This window comes from Shewanella vaxholmensis, from assembly GCF_031932135.1.
In the GTDB taxonomy this organism is placed as follows: Bacteria; Pseudomonadota; Gammaproteobacteria; order Enterobacterales; family Shewanellaceae; genus Shewanella; species Shewanella hafniensis.
Window position 1 is genome coordinate 150,347 of record NZ_JAUOEV010000009.1, and the last position, 17,933, is coordinate 168,279.

General features: G+C 45.0%; 13 protein-coding genes. 7 read left to right on the forward strand and 6 right to left on the reverse strand.

Translation table 11 applies throughout. From position 1 onward, the window contains the following. Nucleotides 1–98 precede the first annotated feature (98 nt). The gene (locus Q4Q46_RS10305) at nucleotides 99–1,370 is read right to left on the reverse strand and encodes a sugar MFS transporter (protein ID WP_006087299.1); all 1,272 of its coding nucleotides are present in this window, start codon (nucleotides 1,368–1,370) and stop codon (nucleotides 99–101) included. A 133-nt stretch (nucleotides 1,371–1,503) separates the two neighbouring features. After that, nucleotides 1,504–3,126, reverse strand: a complete 1,623-nt coding sequence (locus Q4Q46_RS10310) for an alpha-glucosidase (RefSeq protein ID WP_107947407.1) — start codon at nucleotides 3,124–3,126, stop codon at nucleotides 1,504–1,506. A 495-nt stretch (nucleotides 3,127–3,621) separates the two neighbouring features. Between Q4Q46_RS10310 and Q4Q46_RS10315 the strand changes: the two genes are divergently transcribed. The 5 genes from Q4Q46_RS10315 to Q4Q46_RS10335 all read left to right on the forward strand — a co-directional run bounded on the left by Q4Q46_RS10315 (nucleotide 3,622) and on the right by Q4Q46_RS10335 (nucleotide 11,976). Continuing rightward, a complete protein-coding gene (locus Q4Q46_RS10315; protein WP_311905897.1) occupies nucleotides 3,622–6,444 on the forward strand; it encodes a TonB-dependent receptor in 2,823 nt (940 codons plus the stop codon). Between the two features lie 120 nt (nucleotides 6,445–6,564). Further along, on the forward strand, nucleotides 6,565–8,859 hold the full coding sequence (locus Q4Q46_RS10320; RefSeq protein ID WP_311905898.1) for a glycoside hydrolase family 13 protein: 2,295 nt from the start codon (nucleotides 6,565–6,567) through the stop codon (nucleotides 8,857–8,859). Continuing rightward, nucleotides 8,856–11,078, forward strand: a complete 2,223-nt coding sequence (locus Q4Q46_RS10325; RefSeq protein ID WP_311905899.1) for an alpha-amylase family protein — start codon at nucleotides 8,856–8,858, stop codon at nucleotides 11,076–11,078. The genes Q4Q46_RS10320 and Q4Q46_RS10325 overlap by 4 nt, the downstream gene beginning before the upstream one ends. Before the next feature lie 142 nt (nucleotides 11,079–11,220). Then, on the forward strand, nucleotides 11,221–11,604 hold the full coding sequence (gene gloA2 / locus Q4Q46_RS10330) for an SMU1112c/YaeR family gloxylase I-like metalloprotein (RefSeq protein ID WP_259522744.1): 384 nt from the start codon (nucleotides 11,221–11,223) through the stop codon (nucleotides 11,602–11,604). 162 nt (nucleotides 11,605–11,766) lie between these two features. Then, nucleotides 11,767–11,976 carry a hypothetical protein gene (locus tag Q4Q46_RS10335; RefSeq protein WP_220592880.1) on the forward strand — a complete coding sequence of 70 codons (210 nt, stop codon included), beginning with the start codon at nucleotides 11,767–11,769 and terminating at the stop codon, nucleotides 11,974–11,976. 312 nt (nucleotides 11,977–12,288) lie between these two features. On the opposite strand, the gene Q4Q46_RS10340 is transcribed toward Q4Q46_RS10335, so the two are convergent. The 4 genes from Q4Q46_RS10340 to def form a co-directional block, all read right to left on the reverse strand. Continuing rightward, entirely contained in the window at nucleotides 12,289–13,266 is a 978-nt protein-coding gene (locus Q4Q46_RS10340; RefSeq protein ID WP_311905902.1) for a transposase, read from the reverse strand. A 117-nt stretch (nucleotides 13,267–13,383) separates the two neighbouring features. Next, nucleotides 13,384–14,010: a LysE family translocator gene (locus tag Q4Q46_RS10345; RefSeq protein ID WP_311905900.1), complete on the reverse strand. Its 627-nt coding sequence runs from the start codon at nucleotides 14,008–14,010 to the stop codon at nucleotides 13,384–13,386. Nucleotides 14,011–14,239: 229 nt separating this feature from the next. After that, the gene (gene rhlP, locus Q4Q46_RS10350) at nucleotides 14,240–15,085 is read right to left on the reverse strand and encodes a rhombotarget lipoprotein (protein WP_259563583.1); all 846 of its coding nucleotides are present in this window, start codon (nucleotides 15,083–15,085) and stop codon (nucleotides 14,240–14,242) included. A 264-nt stretch (nucleotides 15,086–15,349) separates the two neighbouring features. Further along, complete coding sequence (gene def / locus Q4Q46_RS10355; RefSeq protein ID WP_006081499.1) at nucleotides 15,350–15,841, reverse strand: peptide deformylase; 492 nt, start codon at nucleotides 15,839–15,841, stop codon at nucleotides 15,350–15,352. Between the two features lie 295 nt (nucleotides 15,842–16,136). On the opposite strand from def, the gene Q4Q46_RS10360 reads away from it, so the two are divergent. Both Q4Q46_RS10360 and Q4Q46_RS10365 read left to right on the forward strand, forming a co-directional pair. Continuing rightward, entirely contained in the window at nucleotides 16,137–16,574 is a 438-nt protein-coding gene (locus Q4Q46_RS10360; protein WP_259484118.1) for an MGMT family protein, read from the forward strand. Nucleotides 16,575–16,790: 216 nt separating this feature from the next. After that, a complete protein-coding gene (locus Q4Q46_RS10365; protein ID WP_086012237.1) occupies nucleotides 16,791–17,582 on the forward strand; it encodes a DUF3108 domain-containing protein in 792 nt (263 codons plus the stop codon). The last annotated feature ends 351 nt before the right edge of the window (nucleotides 17,583–17,933 follow it).

Sequence of the window (17,933 nt, forward strand, 5' to 3'; positions counted from 1 at the left end):
AGGCCCTAATACGCAAGCACGCTGGCGCTGAGTTAAGGTTAAAGCCATAAAAAAAGCGATCCAAAGGGATCGCTTTTTAGTGTAAGCCAGTTAACCCGTTACATTTTTGAGCCTTTAGAGCCGTAGAACAGGATAAAGCCATAACAAATCACGGGCAGAATAAAGGCGAGTTGCACGCCAAGGTTATCCGCTAGCATGCCTTGGAATAAAGGTAGAATCGCCCCACCCACAATCGCCAGACACAAAATGCCACTGCCCTGTGAAGTGTGTGGACCTAAATCACGCAGCGCTAAGCTGAAGATCGTTGGGAACATAATCGAGTTAAATAACCCCACCCCAAGAATTGCCCACATAGCAATGCTGCCACTGGTTGTCATCGCCACAACCACAAGTAGCGCCGCCATAAAGGCATTAAAAGCAAGCACTGAGCCAGCCGGCACTTTTTGCATCACCACAGAGCCAATGAAACGTCCCACCATAGCGCCGCCCCAGTAATAGGCGATGTAATGGGCGGCTTCGGCTTCTGGCATACCCGCTATATGGCTTTCACCTAAGAAGCTGACCAAGAAGCTACCGATAGACACTTCTGCACCGACATACACGAAAATACCCACAGCGCCGAGCACTAAGTGCTTGCTTTGCAAGGCACTGGTTTTACCTAGATGGGTTTGGACTTCACCTTGAACACTTTCATCATGCTCGCGGATCACAGGTAAATCTAACTTCGCAAAAATCAGCGCTAAGATAGCCAAGGCGCCAGAAAGTAACAGGTATGGCAGTTTTACCACTTCCGCTTCGGCGCTTGCGTGGGCTAAATCGCTTGATACAGAACTGGCGACAGAAAGAATTAACATAGCACCAAAGAATGGTGCGACTGTTGTACCTAGCGCATTGAAAGCTTGCGTTAAATTTAAACGGCTCGAGGCAGTTTCGCTACTGCCTAAGGCGTTAACATAGGGGTTGGCTGCCACTTGTAGGATAGTGATGCCCGATGCTAGAACGAATAACGCGCCAAGAAACAGATTATAGGTCGCGAGCGTGGCCGCTGGATAAAACAGCGCACAGCCAATACTCGCAATCACAAGACCAGTAACAATCCCCTTTTGATAACCCAGTTTTTTCACTAAATTACCGGCAGGGATCGACACTAAGAAGTAAGCACCGAAGAAACAAAACTGGATCAACATGGCTTGAGTGTAATTCAGTGAAAACACTGCTTTAAGATGCGGGATCAGAATATCGTTCAAGCAAGTGATAAAACCCCACATAAAAAACAGTGAAGTCAATGAGATCAAGGCAAAACGATAACTGCCCGACCCATTTTCGCCAGTGCTGCTCGTGTAGCTACCGGTATTAATTGATGACGCCATAGTTATTCTCTCTGTATGTTTTTATTATCAGGAACTCAGTAAGGTTACATTCCCCAGTGTGCCCGTGGGCGGCTTTACGTCGAATAGTGGGCTTGGGTATATAACACCTCAGCCGAATAAAAATGAATCATTTTCAGTTTAAAACTGCATAAAAGCTGGCAAATGCCGAAAACTTCAGCTGATTGTTTTCTATTTGTGCGGTTTTCAGGCCGTGTCCCGTTAATATTTCACCCAATTCCAACTGTGATAAATCCAACTCAACATTGGTATCGCCTAAGTTGAATCCGACGAATATTTTGAGCTCTCCTAAGGTGCGGATAAAGGCCAAGATGGGCTCGTTGGTATCCACAAATTGGATATCGCCTTCAACCAGCACTGGGTGTAATTTACGCCAAGCAAGAAAACGTCGATAACCGTTAAGCATGGAATCTGCATCTGATTCTTGTACATCCACCGCTAACACTTGATGCGCAGGGGCGATCGGCAACCAGGGTGAAACCTCACTAAAACCGCTAAAATCGGCGCCTTGTTGCCATGGCATTGGCGTACGGCAACCATCACGGCCTTTAAACATAGGCCAGAAGGTTTTGCCAAAGGGATCTTGCAACTCATGGTATTCAATCGGCGCTTCGGTTAAACCGAGTTCTTCACCTTGATAACTACACACACTACCGCGCAGTGAACTTAGCATGGCATTGAGCATTTTGACCATGTCTGAATTCTGTTTGCCCTGCCCCCAACGGCTCGCCACGCGCTGCACATCATGATTACCGATAGCCCAACAAGGCCAGCCATCACCTATGCTCGCTTCTAATGCCTCTACGGTTTGACGAATATAAGCGGCGCTGTAATCGTCTGTCAGTAGCTCAAAACTGTAGGCCATGTGCAGGCGATCTTCACCCTTAGTGTAAGCCGCCATCACAGCTAAAGAGTCTTCGGCAGACACTTCACCTAAAGTCACCGCACCAGGATAACGATTGATAAGCTTTCGTAAATCTTCAATAAACGCGATAGTTTGCGGACGGTCATTATTGTAGTAATGATATTGATAGGCGTAAGGGTTATCTTCACTGAAACCTCGGCCCTGACGTTTATCCTTAGGTTTTGCCGGATTGTCCCTGAGCTGTTCATCGTGATAACAGAAGGTAATCGCATCTAAGCGGAATCCATCAACGCCCTTTTTAAGCCAGAACTCGACATTATCCAGCACAGCTTGACGCACGTCAGGATTATGGAAGTTGATATCGGGCTGGCTACGCAGGAAGTTATGTAAATAGTATTGTTGTCTACGCGGTTCCCATTCCCAAGCACAACCGCCAAAAATCGCGAGCCAGTTGTTAGGCGCTGTGCCGTCTTCCTTAGGATCGGCCCACACGTACCAATCCGCTTTGGGATTCGTACGGCTCTCGCGGCTTTCAACAAACCACGCATGCTGATCAGAGGTATGACTTAATACTTGATCGATAATGACCTTAATGCCTAAGCCGTGGGCTTTTTCAATCAATTCATCGAAATCATGCATAGTGCCAAAAAGAGGGTCAACTTCGCGGTAATCACTGATGTCGTAGCCAAAATCTGCCATAGGCGATTTAAAGAAAGGTGAAATCCAGATGGCATCGACATTGAGGCTCGCAATGTAGTTAAGCTTAGTGATAATGCCACGTAAATCACCAACGCCATCACCATTCGTATCTAAAAGGCTACGCGGATAAATTTGGTAAATCACCGCACCACGCCACCAAGTTAACTCACTCATTGTTGCCCCTTTATCGTTATTCTACAGCGATCATTCCCTAACACACTCACGCAAACAGTTATCGTTTTGTTACTGCAGAGTAAAGGTATCGCGGCTTATTTTGTGTCACCGAGCATACGTGAAGAGGGAAATAAGGTTCAATACACCTGCATACGTATGCAGAAGACTGCGCCAGAAACCACATTGAGCATTAACTCACTTTATCACTCATTAACAGCTACTTAACTGCAAAGTAAAATCATTTTATTCCATGAGATTTCCCTCAATTAACGGCTATTCTTAACTCAACGAGGCATTGAATACGTATGCACTCTGTTGTTCCGCTAAGAAGCTCGGGAGTAATATCTTCACCGTTGCATAACAATTTGGTCATAAACGCAGCACTTATGCAGTCAATTAAGCGCCTAGATACCAAAAAAAGGCCGCAAACATAACGCGGTGATAACGATAAAACGCTCTACAAAGCGATAAAGCGACTCCAAGGGGAAGAGAGATATGATGCGATTTAAACCCAGTTTGCTAACCTTAGCGCTCATTGCCGCAGGTGCGAGTATGCACTCCTATGCGGCAGATGAAGTGACCACAGATAAAGAAGCGAAAGCGAAAGAAGCTGCAATTGAAGTTATTGAAGTAAAAGGTTTTAGAACCAGTGTCATCAAGTCATTAAATGATAAACGTTTTGGAGATACCGTCTCTGAATCGATTTCAGCCGATGATCTTGGCGCCCTTCCCGACCAGTCAATTGCTGATGCGTTAACTCGTTTACCCGGCGTGACTGCAGTCCGTACTGGTGGGCAAGCAAGCGGCCTCAACATTCGTGGTCTTGATGGTGATTTTGTCTTTGCAACACTTAACGGACATGAACAAGTTACTACGGGCGGTAAACGCGCGATTGAGTTTGACCAATACCCATCAGAATTGATTAGCCAAGCTGCAGTATATAAAACGCCCAAGGCCTCGCTCATTGAAGGTGGCGTTGCTGGTACTGTAGAGTTAAAAACCGCAGACCCACTAAAAAGCGACAAAGACCAATCATTTAATATCAATGCTCGTGGCAGTTTTAATGACAGAGCCGATGAAATCTCTGATGCCGAGCAGTATGGCAATCGCCTCAGCTTAGCCTATCAAGGCAAATTCCTAGAAGACACGCTCGGAGTGGCGCTAGGCTATGCACACCTTTATCAACCTTATGTTGCAAGTCAGTTCATTGGCTTACGTTTCAACGATGATAAAAAAGATGTCAATGGCGACGGTGTTGCCGAATCAATCAGTGAAGGTTTTGAGTTACAGCAAAAAGGCGGTGATGATACACGTGATGGTTATATGGTGGCTATCCATTGGCAACCGACAGACAGCCTCAGTGTAAAAGGTGATTTATTCCATTCAAAATTCACTTCCGAAAACTTTGCCCGTGGCTTTCGCGTTAAGTCATTAAAAAACGGCACGATCAGTGATGCTGTTGTCGAAAATGGCTCTATGACTGGCGGAACCGTATCAACCGATGGCAATGATAACTTTGCTGTTTTTGTTATCAATGATAACGACTCAAAGTATTCAGAACTAACGTCTGGCTCAGTCAATGTTGAGTGGAATAATGGCGGCGCCTTAACGGTTGCGGCTGACGTTAGCTATTCAAAAGCCGATGGCGAATTCGTCAACGGTGGTACGCGTGCCGTGTTATATGATGATTTAGGTAATGAAGTACGTTCAGCCGAATCAATTAATTATCAACTACATAGCTTAAACCCTGCCGATGTTAATTTCTCAAACGACTATACCAATACGGCAACCTTGGGTTTGAAAGAAGTGGGTATGTGGCCATACGATCAGCAAAATGATCTTGTCGCCTATAAGTTAGATTTTAACTACGTGTTAGATTCTAGTTTCTTATCTTCTGTCGATTTTGGTCTGCGCTACTCACAGCGTGAGTTTAATGCTCAACGTTCACAAGCGGGATATGGTTTTGAATTTGGTAAAAACCCAACTAATCAACCTGTGCTTCAAATGAACACTGACATGACAAATGTCGTTAACTTTGGCGGAGAATTGTCTGGCTACCCGAACTTCCTTTCCGTTGATTTCAACAAAGCCATTGAACTGGTTAACGCACAGTTAGCCGCGACAGGGCAATCTCCTTTTACCCCAACGGCCAATTGGTCTAATAACTGGACCATGATCCAAAGTGGTTCGGTTAATGAAGACGTACTAGCCGGTTATGTTCAGGGTAATCTTGATTTTGACTTGGGTGATATTAAAGTCACAGGTAACGTGGGTGTGCGTGTTGTGCACACAGACCAAAGCAGTAAGGGTCTACAACAAGTTGGCTATGGTCTAGGTGAAGCGATTACCGATGAACTTGGCGTGATCAGTAACGACTATATTCGTAACGAGATAGGTAAAACCTATACCGATTACTTGCCGTCGATTAACTTGAGCTTCCACCTCACTGAAAATGATCAACTGCGTTTTGCTGCAGCTTCTGTGATGTCACGTCCTCCAATCGACAAGCTGAAATCAGGCATGGGATCTTGGTATGACGATTCAGCCACACCGGGATACAAAAAATACAATGCTTGGGGTAATACCAGTCCGCTACTTGATCCATTTTATGCCGATCAATACGACTTATCTTACGAGCACTATTTTGAAGATTCACAGGGTGCAGTTGTCGTAGCCTTGTTCTACAAAGATATTAAATCCTTCATCAACAACTTCACAATCCAACCTTATGACTTTGAAGGTAATGGATTTATTGTTCCCGATACTATTGTCGATAATGGTGTTGAGTTCCCTGTGGTGAAAGATGAAGGTCAATATCAAACTGCGATCAACAACGACAATGGCGGCTATATTCGTGGTGTTGAGTTAGGTTATACCCAAGTTTTTGATTTCCTACCATCACCACTCAGTGGTCTTGGCTTCACTGGTAGCTACTCGTATTCAGACAGTGAAGTGGAGTTTACAACAGATTTAAGTGGTTCAAACTTAACGATTCCATTACCAGGTTTATCAGAAAGCGTACTGAACACAACCCTGTTCTATTCACTAGATGGTTTCGATACTCGTGTCAGCATGAGATATCGTAGCAGCTACGTTTCAGAACAAGTTGCAGTTGAATCACAACTCGCCTTCTTCGATGCCGAAACGATTGTGGATTATCAAGCTTCATACGCTCTGGAAAATGGACTTAAGTTCTTATTCCAAATTAATAACTTAACTGATGAACCGAACAAAACCTATTTTGGTGAAGAACATCAGACAGGAACAATCCAATACTTCGGTAGACAGTACTTCCTAGGGTTAAGTTACTCTTTATAAGTTACCCAGAATAAAGCCTGCTTCAATTAAGAAGCAGGCTTTTGCTTATGTAGATTTCAGCGATGTTAAACTTCATCATGCCAGCGCATTTTACTTCTCTATCTTTAAAAGGCTTACATTATGATCCGTCAAAACTGGCTAATAGCGCTTTATTTATCCGTAGTGTGCTGTTCATTTAATCCTGTCCATGCGAACACTCTAGAGCCGAATATATCGACGGACGTTAAGCTTGAACCCGCTTTTTGGTGGGCGGGGATGCACAATCCTGAGTTACAGTTGATGCTGTATAGCCGCGAGCTGCCTAGCTTACCGCAGCAGCTTAAGGTTGATATCCAAGGACAAGGCATCACGCTAAAAAGCCTTGAACACACTGATAACCCTCACTATCTGTTTATCAATTTAGATCTGAGCCAAGCTGCGCCGCAAACCTTTGAGCTGGTGATTTCAAGCACTGACTTGGCTTCAAAAACCAGCGCTTCAAAAACCAACACGCCTCTTTATCGCCTGCCCTATACGTTGCAAGGGCGCGCTAAAGGTAGCCGTGAGCGCCAAGGGTTTAGCAATAAGGATGTGATTTACCTTATCACCCCGGATAGATTCGCCAATGGCGACACGAGCAATGACAATCAGGCCGATATGATAGAGCAAGTCGCGGCTAACTTTAATAGCAATCCTAGCAGCCCCTATTATCACGATGCTCGCCATGGCGGTGATATCGCAGGGATCAGCCAGCACTTAGCGTATCTGGCAAAACTCGGGGTGACTCAGTTATGGATCAATCCACTACTTGAGAATAATCAAGCCCAGTATTCATACCACGGTTACTCAATTACCAATTTATACCGCGTCGATCCCCGCTTTGGCAGCAACGAAGATTATAAAGCCTTAGTCGCTAAGGCTAACAAGCTTGGCCTTGGAGTGATTAAAGATGTTGTCGTGAATCATATCGGCTCTAATCATTGGTGGCTCAACGATTTACCTAGCCAAGACTGGCTCAATGACGCCACAAAAACACAGCTACATAATCGCGAATCCAAACCTGACTTGATTCAGTCTGACGATACTAAATCCAGCACTATTAAATCCAGCGTTACCAGCCCCCGTTTCACCAGCCATAGGCGCACTACAGTGCAAGATCCCTACGCGGCAGCGCAAGATCATATTGATTTTGTCGATGGCTGGTTTACCGACACTATGCCGGATCTGAATCAAAGCAATCCCAAACTGGCAACCTATCTTATCCAAAACAGTATTTGGTGGGTCGAGTACGCAGGACTTTCAGGGATCCGCGAAGATACTTATTCCTACGCCGACAAAGGGTTTCTCGCTAAATGGTCTAAGGCCGTAATGGCTGAGTACCCTAATTTTAATATTGTGGGCGAAGAATGGACCGCAAACCCCATCACAGTGTCCTATTGGCAAAAGGGCAAAATCAATGCCGATGGCTATACCTCAGATTTACCCAGTTTGATGGACTTCCCGCTATATGAAAAATTAATTTCCAGCCTTAATGAGCCAGAAACTTGGGACACAGGTTTTATCAAGCTTTACGAGATGTTAGCCAACGATGTTGTGTATGCCGATCCCAGTCAACTAGTGCTATTTGAAGGCAATCACGACACCAATCGTATCTTCAGTTTAGTGAAAGAAAATATCGACTTATACAAGATGGCACTCACCTATGTACTGACCGCCAAACGCATTCCGCAGCTGTTCTACGGTACAGAAGTGTTAATGACCAGCCCGACAGAAGGCCGTCACGATGGCGTTGTGCGCAGTGATTTCCCCGGCGGTTTTGCCAACAGTGCCACTAACGCCTTTACCGGCCAAGGGCTGAGTGAGTCCCAGCGACAAGCACAGCAATTTGTCAGAACCCTACTGAATTACCGTAAACAATCTCCTGCGCTACAATCGGGCGATTTACTGCACTTTGTACCGCAAGATGGTGTCTATGTGCAATTTCGTTGCGCATTAAATGCGCCATTATCAGCGGAACAAAAAGCCGAGGCGCTTAAGTCACTGATACAAAAGAATTCTCTAACCCAACACAATGCCTGCACTCAGCCCTCGGCCGATAAAGTCATGGTGATTTACAATAAGAATGACAAGGTAATCACGCTAGATATAAACCGCTTTGCCGGTGTACTTGGCGATAGCGGCGCCGCTACTGACATCATCAGTGGCAAAACAGTTTCACTCAATCAAGCGATAACATTGCCCCACGCAGGGGTCACTATCCTCGAGCTTAAGCCTAATTCTAAGACTAAGACTAAGTCGCCGCTGAATGCTGGCTTGCCGAGCCGCCAAGATTCAATGCGCTCTAGGAATCAAGCTGACGTTTTAACGCGCGCTCATACTAACAACAGTGCTATCAACCTAGCCAAAAACTCAACTCAAAAAGGAACTCAGCCTTGAGCTTTTTATCGCCTATCGATTCCAGAGTGACTCAGAGCCAACAAGCGGCTAAATTTCCCATAATGGCTTTACTGTCCAAAGCAGCAAAAGCACCGCAGCGCCGACAGTCGCGGCATTCATCACTCAATTTATGTCTACAGTCTTTGTTTAATGCCTCTTTATCTAGTGCAGCTTTATTAACTGCCTCGCTTTTTTGCTTATCGGCCAATGTAAATGCATCGGCGCAGGCGCTTGATAATGAGTTACAGCCAAAGTCAGAGAGTGAGGTTATGACGCTAAAACCTGTGGTGTATCAGATTTTTACTCGCCTTTATGGCAATAAAAACCCAACGAATAAACCTTGGGGCACAATTGCCGACAACGGCGTCGGCAAATTTAATGATATCGACGATGTTGCACTCAATAGCATCAAGGACCTAGGCGTCACCCATGTGTGGTACACAGGCGTTCCGCACCATGCCTTGATTGGTGATTACAGCGAGATTGGCGTAAGTGCAGATGATCCCGATGTGGTCAAAGGCCGCGCAGGATCACCCTATGCAGTCAAAGATTACTACAACGTCAACCCCGATCTGGCGGTCAATCCTGCCAACCGTTTAGCCGAGTTCGAGGCGCTCATTGCCCGTACCCATCAACATGGCTTAAAGGTGATTATTGATATTGTGCCAAACCATGTGGCGCGCCATTATCAATCGGTCAGTAAACCCCAAGGCGTGCGCGATTTTGGCGAAGATGATGATACCAGTCTGGAGTACACCAAAAACAACAACTTCTATTACGTCGTTGATAACAGTGTGAAGGGAACGAAAGGACAAGCGCATGCCTTTGAGGTGCCAAGCTTACCCGCAGAGCTTAAACCGCTGGGCGGAGAAACTCACCCCTTAAGTGACGGTAAATTCGACGAATTTCCCGCAAAGTGGACTGGAAATGGCTCACGCTTAGCCAAGCCCGATGCTAATGATTGGTACGAGACAGTTAAAATCAATTACGGCGTACGCCCCGATAGCACCTATGACTTCCCTCGCCTGCCAGCCAAATTCGCCACTTTTACTGAGGTGCAGCATTACGCTTTCTGGCAACAACACTTAGCCGAGATCCCAAGCTCTTGGATTAAATTCAATCAGATTGCCCAATATTGGCTTGCAAAAGGTGTCGATGGGTTTCGATACGATATGGCCGAAATGGTGCCAGTGGAGTTTTGGAGTTACCTCAACAGCCAGATAAAACACACTAATCCCGATGCCTTTATCTTGGCCGAGGTCTATAACCCTAAGTTGTACCGAGATTATCTCCAGCTTGGAAAAATGGATTATCTGTACGATAAGGTCGATCTTTACGACACCCTAAAAGCCGTGATGGCGGGTAAAACCAGCACAGCTAATATCGCGGCGGATCAGGCAAAAGTGCACGATATTGAATCCCACATGCTGCACTTTTTAGAGAACCACGACGAGCAACGTATTGGTAATGCATCATTTTTAGCATCGCTACAAACAAATAAACCAACGAATAGCGCCCTAGAGACCCAAGCCGTAAATCCACACTACGCCCTACCAGCCATGGTAGTGTCGGCAACGATAGGCACTTCACCAACGTTAGTGTATTTTGGCCAAGAAGTGGGAGAAGCCGCCATCGACAATCCAGGCTTTGGTCACGCATCACGCACCAGTATTTTTGACTATGTTGGTGTCCCTGCCCATCAGCGCTGGATGAACAATGGTAAGTTTGATGGTGGACAATCGACACAGCAAGAAACATCACTGCGAGCTTACTATCAAAAGCTATTAACGTTAAGCACTGGCAGAACCACGCCCGCACTCTTAGGACAATACTATTCACTCGATGCCTCAAATCGCAGCAAGGGTGATGCGACTGATAGTAACAGCACTCAAAATATGAATACTCAAAAGAGTGCCGTGCACGAAACTGGCTATGACGACAGCACCTTCGCTTTTACCCGCTTCGAGGTGATATCTGAGACCTCAAAGCAGACTCAAAAGCTGATTATTGTCAGTAACTTCAGTCAGACCAAATCAAAAGCCTTACAGCTCAAGCTACCCAAAGAGCTTATCCGTCAGTGGCAATTAAAGGACGGCGTATTTCCGCTTATGGATTTACTCGAAGATCATGCGGCGAAGTTAGTCATTAAGGAAGCTGAAGGTCTAGTTCAGATGCAACTTGCACCGTTGTCTTCAGCCATATTCGAGCTGGAAAATTAAACGAGCAACAAGCCAAGGTGAGCTAAAAATTGAAATCGACCGATAGCGTCACGCTAAACTGTGACGCTATATTTTTTAACCGTTATACTCTCAAACCTTTCTATCTTATTTGATTACCCTTTAAAAATCACAAAGGAAAGCGATGTTACTCGGCATTCACCATGCAGCGATTATTTGCAGCGACTATCAAAAGTCCAAACATTTTTATGTGACTATTCTTGGTCTTAGCGTACTCGCAGAGCATTACCGTGAGGCACGTCGCTCCTATAAACTCGATTTACAGCTCGGGGATAAGAGTCAAATCGAGTTGTTTTCATTCGACACTCCCCCCAAACGCCCCAGCTATCCCGAAGCCTGTGGACTGAGGCATCTTGCCTTTCGCGTCGCATCGATTGAAACCGCCATCGAACATCTTCATTCCCATCACATCATCGTCGAACCCGTCCGCATTGACGAATACACAGGCAGAAAATTCACCTTCTTTAGCGATCCCGACGGCCTCCCCTTAGAATTATATGAACTATAGCGCGAATCAAGCTGAGCCTCAGAGCAGAGAATGAGATGAACAAAGCTTAATTACCACGGGAATGATTTAGGATTAGACTGAACCAAGCGACACTGCCGTTTAACCAATTTGACGCTAGGATAAGGTCAAAGTCTAGCTAGGTTAGCCACTGAGGAACTCAAGGTGTTTGATAATCCCGTATTATTACTATGGAGTTTGGTCTTTAGCCTCATTGGTCTTGGCTTTTTCACCTACGGCAAACGCCAAGCCGCCCCCATCCCTTTAGTCGTAGGTCTCACCCTGATGATTTACCCTTATTTTGTCACCAATCTCGCATTACTTATCGCCATAGGCATCGCCCTCATCGCACTCCCCTATTTTATGAGGATATGATTTTTAGTCCTTGTTTAACCATTAAAGTCTTTTTCCAAGAGGTCTTTTTTACAAGCTCATTTTTACAAGCAGCTCTTTTTTACAAGCCACCCATAATATAAAAATAACCAACAACATCGAAGCTACGTTTACCAAACGGTTTGTGGCTTAGATTGAAAAGTCAGGTTTTCGGGGGGTATCGCTGGTTATTTGTTGATTTTCCAATAGTCAGCAGGAATTGGGGCGATTTAGTTCGAGTCAGGCTCTCCACTGCTATGGATGAGTGAAGTTTGGCGCTGAACTATCTCTGAATGTGGACTATCTCTAAATGGCTCAGCTTGCCATTAAATGCTGGCAGCTATGTCGATAGTGCCTTCGTCGCTTTTCAAGGTGTTCGCAGTAACAAGTAAGTTCTTGCACAGTACCCACGGGACCTTTAAATAGCTGCCCGAAATGGTGAGTGAGCTTAAGCCAATGCTCAGGCGGAATATTAAGGCGACTCAGTAAGCTAGCACTGCTCGAACTGATACTTCCGCATTTATCATCGCGAATAATTCTGCCGGTATCATCGACCAGTTGCAGATAATCTTGTACATCAAAGGACAGCCCTTTAGGCATATTGTCTCGCTCATTAGCGATAAAAGGCAGTAAGGTTTCGGGTTGTTTGCCTGCCAATACCGCACGGATACGCAGTTGAATACTGGTGAAGTTCGAAGTTTCTGGTGATGTGGCTAGTTGAGCACGAATAGGGTTGAGGTCGACATAGGTCATACATGCAAGTACTGCCGCCTCATCGAGTAGGGCTTGGGATTTAAAACGCCCCTCCCAGAAACGTCCTGTGCAGTTATCCTCTTGATTTGCCTTGCGAGCGATGGGTTCATTTAAGGCGCGCATAAACCAAGATATATCACTTAAGCGACTGCGATAGAGGGCGATATGGTGCTTAAGGTTAGCCACGTCATGGGCTTCAACAACTTGTCCTTGGACAAACTGTTGTGTTAATTCAGTCCCTTTAAATACCTGATGCCAATGCTCAAGCACTTCCCTATCACTCCATTGATTAGCTTGGTAAATGTCCACGCAGAGTACCAAGTGCAGATGATTGCTCATTACCGCATAAGCAGCGACATCAATAGCAAAAACCTGAGCCAGCTTAAGTAATTGCTGCTCTACCCACTCGCGTCTATGGTCGTAGTTTTTATCAGAGAAATGGTCTTCACCACACAAATAGGCACGCCTAACGACTCGACTACAACAGTGATAAAAAGGCGTATCTTCCAAACTGATTTGAGTTCTCCTTGGCTGTGGCATCATCACACTCCTTGTGTGGGGAAACAGACACTAAGCCTAGTTGAGAAAAGGGTGACTCACCAAGGAGTCATCGCTAAATTAGAATGGGTGGCTTATGAAAAACTGCTTAAGAAAAAACTATCTATCACTGGTCATGACTTTACTGGCCAAGCCAATAAGCAACACCCCTGATATCCCCTCTAAGGCTCTGGAATAACGCTGGGAATTGGGCCGACTAAATACCCAGCTTCCTGCCAACGCATAGAGGACGTTACACAGGGTCGCTAACAAACTGAAAATAAGACCAAGGGTTAACAGCTGAATTGACGTTGAACCTGCTAACGGGTCAATAAACTGCGGCAAAAAAGAGAGGAAAAATAAAGCGACTTTAGGATTAAGTACACTAACGACAATGCCTTGGAAAAATACGTTGCCGTTTGGTTTGCTATTGTCATCGACCACCATTTTATTGTTGCCACGCCACATTGATATTAACGCTTGAATGCCTAAATACACTAGATACGCGGCGCCCAACCACTTCACAATACTAAAAGCCAACGCTGAGCTGAGAATGATGGCAGATAATCCCAAGCTAGCAGCAAGCGTGTGAACAAAATAACCCACACCTAAACCCATCGCAGCTTTAAGCCCACTGATCATTTTCCCTTTCATTGTGTTAGATACAATGTAGATAACATCGGGTCCAGGGATAAGATTGATAGCAAGGCAAGCAACTGCAAACAGTAATAGTGAATTTAAATCCATTTAATTTTTCTCCTTGTTAAACGCCTAATGTATCGCGCACGCGTAAGTGGTGTCCGACGCAATACCGCAGCCTTTGCAAACCACTTTAAAAATAAAATCAGAACGTTAACTACAAGTAAGTTGATAACCAGAGCCTGTGCTCAACTTTATATACTTTTTGCTCACGTCTTGATTCAAAGCAAACCTCAATTTGCTCATCCTTAACGATCTTAATTGGCGCTTAATTTTTTTATTCACGGCAAATCGTTAAACGGCGCAGCGCAAAAATCCCCAGGAGTGAAAGTATCAATAGCGATAAGCTGCCACCGCCGCTGTAACCTTGTTTATGTTCTATGGTGGCAACGTGCTCTTCTTTAACCCGTGTTTTAAAGCGGGCGAGCTCATCGTCTAAATTGACTATCATATCGTTCACCGCAAGATCAAAACCCTCATAGGATTTCTCCCTTAAAGTTGTTGTCACGCCAACAGCGGTTGAACTTTCAGTTAACTGATTAATGCCCGGCGCCCTAAATAACATCTTTTGGCTGCGCATATCGAACACCGCAGTATCGACAAAGGTTTGGATTGCATTCTCGTTGCCAGGAATTAAATACATGCCCACGATAGTCCAATAAAGAATGGCGGATTTGTTCTCGTGGCTTTGCATCAATTGATCGTAAGATACCAGCGCCATCACATCGACGTCATGCAGGCGGGCAACTTGCTGTAAGGTATTAAAGCCTTTGCCATTTTTAAGATAGGTGCTCGGAATGATTTCAATACGATCGATATAATCGTATTTAATAAAGGATTGTTTCACCTTGTTGAGCAAAGCGACTTGGGCGCGACTGTCTATGGCATCAGCTTGCCAATGGGATGAAGGTAAAAAAGCAATGCCGACGGTAATTGGCAAACGCAGTACAGGTAAGGATGGCTGCTGGGCTTGGCGGCTCTTCTCATCTGGGTATAAGTATTCGACTAAGCTACTCGATACCGCCTTTTTATCTGTGGTATTACCGTTAAAAAACGCGCTGCAGCCACTGAGTGAAAGCATTGCGAGTGAGATTATGCCGCTGGTTATGATCTTGAGTTTCATCTGTTTCCCTACCGTATCCATACACTGCCGCTAATGATGCTACTGAATTTATTGCTAGCGGATATTGCTGGCTACCTTATCCACTCATTACAGTTAAAACAAGTCGTTATGTTCACATATCAAGTCAAAGACATCCAAACTCAGGTTTTACATACCAATTTTAGATACAAAAAAGCCGCATCATAAAATGCGGCTAGTCAGGAGGTGCAACAGGCAAATCAGCGCGCTCATACACTTTTTTGTGCACGCTTTTATGCAATAGGCTTAAGCGTATTTACGCACTTTTTTAAGCGCAATCTGTTGTTTTAACATGGATAAATGTTCGATAAACACTTTGCCATGTAAATGGTCGATTTCATGCTGTAATACTATGGCTAAAAACTCATCGGTTTCGATTTCGATAGCCTTGCCCGTTCTGTCTAAGGCGGTCACTTTGACCTTCTCAAAACGTGACACTTTAGCGCGATAACCGGGGATCGACAGACACCCTTCTTCACCCACAAACTCGCCAGACTTTTCGACGATTTCAGGATTGATCAGCACTTGAGGTTGGTCGCGACCGTCAGATAAATCGATCACGATAATCGCATCCGTACTGCCGACTTGCGTTGCCGCTAAACCGATACCATCATCCGTGTGATACATGGTTTCGATTAAATCATCGATAAATCCCTGAACAGCTTCAATATCTTTTACAGGTTGCGCTTTACGTTTAAGGCGCTCATCGGGAATTGTTAGAATATCGAGTACAGCCATGCCAGTTATCTTCTCTCATCGAGTCAAAAAAATTGGCGCTATTATGGACTATTTGACCATTTACACAATATTTAAGCTAAAAACAGTTTAAATATTTTGTTAGCAATCGAGATAGTCGATAAAAAATGTCGAGTAATGCATAATCCATTGAACGCTTAATGCCCTCACTTCTTCCGCTAAACCAGACTTTGCCGTTACACTAGCGCAACCTCGTCGCGGGCGACTTTTACTGTGTGACCTTTTAAGCCTGATTTTCTAAGCATGAACACGCATTTAGCTGAGGGCCAACTATTCAATGGCATCGTTTCCAAAAGACAAATCGCCGCTGTATCGCTATCTTGAAAAAGATAAACAAGATGAAAAGGATTTAGCGAGTCACCAGCCGCAAGCGGTTGACTTGTCTCCCATGGCAAAAATCTGGCATATCGTTGCGATGATCCCGCAGGGAAAAATCAGCAGTTATGGCAAAATTGCCGATTATGCGGGATTACCGGGGCGAGCACGTTATGTGTCCAAGGCACTCAAATCTGCGCCCGAGCATTTGTCTCTGCCTTGGCACAGAGTCCTCAATAGTCAGGGTAAAATCTCCTTCGAGAAAAATTCAGTCTCCTTTCAGGAACAGATGGAATTATTAAGAATCGAAGGGATAACAGTGAACTGCGGCAAAGTTAGTTTGTCTGAGTACCAGTGGCGTCCCGATCTGGTCACTTTAGTCATGGCAATGCCATTTTAGTTTAATATACTGATCCATAAACTGTTTACATCGCTATTTACAGAAGTGTCGGCCTCGGCTATAACCTGCTAACAGTCGATTCCGATTTTTGATTTACGCTGAACTGATTTACCCTGAACTGTGTAAGTAAGCATGCTACTCGACACTTTTTTATCAACCACTACTGAGCGTTTTGTAGTGATACAAGGTGAAAACCTGCGACCCAAGGAGCATTCTTTGCGTACCATTCCCACATTATTAGTGAGCTTAACTGCCCTCACCCAAAGTATGTTTGCCATAGCCGCGCCGACGCCGCTCACGCCGCAGACAGCCGAATACCAAGTCAACTATGGGGATATCGAACTCGGTAAAGCCAAATACACGCTGCCCAATCCAGAAGATGGGGTGTATAAGTATCGTTTTGACAGCGATCTTAGCCTGTTATTGCTAACCGATGTGCGCCACATTTTGAGTGAGTTTACTCAAGAAAATAGTCAACTCAGCCCTTTGCGTTACTTACAGCAGCGCCAAGGTGTCGGCCCGAATTACACAGAGCAAACCGCATTCGCCAAAGCGCAGGGCTTTATTCACACCCGTTATAAAGACGAGAAAGGCAAATTCCCCTATGAAGGCGAGATTTTCGATCCGCTAATGGTGCAATTGCAATTCAGGCTCGATATGGCCGCGGGCAAAGAAGCGCTTGACTACAAGATGGTCAAAGACAACGAACTGGATGAATACAAGTTCCATGTGATTGGCAGAGAACGGATGAACATCGACAGTGGCAGTTACGACACAGTCAAAATTGAAGTGGTGCGTGACAATAAAAAACGCCAAACCTTCTTCTGGATGGCGCCAGACTTAGCCTACCTGCCCGTGCGGTTAACACATTTTGAAAAAGGCAGTAAGCAGCTGGATATTAAGTTACTTAAATATCACTTCGATGAAGTTGTGAGCCAAGAAAGCAAGCCGGCAGATATTGCTGAGCAACCGCAAGTACCAAAACTGCTAGGTACGACAGAAGGTTAACTGGCAAAGCATTGAGTTAAGTTAAGGGAATCAACTTAACTCAATGATACAAAGCCTTAGCTGAACTCACACCAATAAAACCAAACCGAAGTTATACCGAACCGAATGAATAGCTAACCGAGCTTAGGGCCAGCCTCTAAGTTCGGTTAACGCCCATAGCTAATGGTTCATTGCCAAAGTTCAGAACCAATAGTCCAAAGCTACTGGTTCATGGCTACTAGGGTCTGTTGATCTTTCGAGAGTAATTTTTAGACAGCATGGCAAGACGTTATAATTTGCTTCGCCAAAAGTAACCATAACCTCAAGCCATGCCAAGACTTATGCTAACCGATGCACGCTGGGAAAAGCTAT

Coding starts and splice junctions, on each gene's coding strand:
- Q4Q46_RS10305 (WP_006087299.1), bottom strand. CDS start 1,370: ATGGCGTCATCAATTAATACCGGTAGCTACACGAGCAGCACTGGCGAA.
- Q4Q46_RS10310 (WP_107947407.1), bottom strand. CDS start 3,126: ATGAGTGAGTTAACTTGGTGGCGTGGTGCGGTGATTTACCAAATTTAT.
- Q4Q46_RS10315 (WP_311905897.1), top strand. CDS start 3,622: ATGATGCGATTTAAACCCAGTTTGCTAACCTTAGCGCTCATTGCCGCA.
- Q4Q46_RS10320 (WP_311905898.1), top strand. CDS start 6,565: ATGATCCGTCAAAACTGGCTAATAGCGCTTTATTTATCCGTAGTGTGC.
- gloA2 (WP_259522744.1), top strand. CDS start 11,221: ATGTTACTCGGCATTCACCATGCAGCGATTATTTGCAGCGACTATCAA.
- Q4Q46_RS10340 (WP_311905902.1), bottom strand. CDS start 13,266: ATGCCACAGCCAAGGAGAACTCAAATCAGTTTGGAAGATACGCCTTTT.
- Q4Q46_RS10345 (WP_311905900.1), bottom strand. CDS start 14,010: ATGGATTTAAATTCACTATTACTGTTTGCAGTTGCTTGCCTTGCTATC.
- rhlP (WP_259563583.1), bottom strand. CDS start 15,085: ATGAAACTCAAGATCATAACCAGCGGCATAATCTCACTCGCAATGCTT.
- def (WP_006081499.1), bottom strand. CDS start 15,841: ATGGCTGTACTCGATATTCTAACAATTCCCGATGAGCGCCTTAAACGT.
- Q4Q46_RS10360 (WP_259484118.1), top strand. CDS start 16,137: ATGGCATCGTTTCCAAAAGACAAATCGCCGCTGTATCGCTATCTTGAA.